Annotated in this window: 1 protein-coding gene; it reads left to right on the forward strand. The window is 60.8% G+C overall.

Features of this window, described 5'->3' with window-relative positions; genetic code table 11:
* Positions 1-149 precede the first annotated feature (149 nt).
* On the forward strand, positions 150-734 hold a 585-nt coding region (locus tag ACV22V_RS32460; RefSeq protein WP_448016825.1), incomplete at its 3' end, for an ABC transporter substrate-binding protein.

A 734-nucleotide genomic window follows, 5' to 3' on the forward strand; every position in this document is an offset into this window, starting at 1 on the left:
ACTAGGATAAAAGAGACTCGCTTGCCGAATGGCTACAAGAAACGTCTCAGGTCAGCCTTGACGATCAAGGATCGCTTGCGACAACATTCGTCATATCCGCAGACGCGGCTCCTGACTGATGGGTGTCGAACTGGAAACTTGGAGGGCGCATGGCGCATAACCGGTTGTGGCATCCATGGCGTGTGGCCGCCAGGGCAGGCGTGGCAGCCGCATCGCTCGGCGTCGCGGGCGCTGCATTCGCCCAGATCCCGAACAAAACGCTCGTCTACTGCTCGGAAGGCAGCCCTGGCGGCTTCGATCCCGCGCAATACACGACCGGCATCGACTTCACCGCGAATTCGGCCACGATCTACAACCGGCTCGTCGAATTCGAGCGCGGCGGTACCAAGGTCGAACCCGGCCTCGCCGAGAAGTGGGGGGGGGCTCCTGACGGCAAGGTGTACACGTTCCACCTGCGCCATGGCGTGAAGTTCCACACGACCGACTTCTTCAAGCCGACGCGTGAATTCAACGCGGACGACGTCGTGTTCTCGTTCGAGCGCATGCTCGATCCGAACCAGGCGTTCCGCAAGGCCTACCCGGTGTCGTTCCCGTACTTCACCGACATGGGCCTCGACAAGCTGATCACGAAGGTCGAGAAGGTCGATCCGTACACCGTAAAGTTCACGTTGGCCGAGCCGAACGCGCCGTTCATCCAGAACATGGCGATGGAATTCGCGTCGATCCTGTCGGCG

The organism is Burkholderia sp. AW33-5, assembly GCF_053427615.1.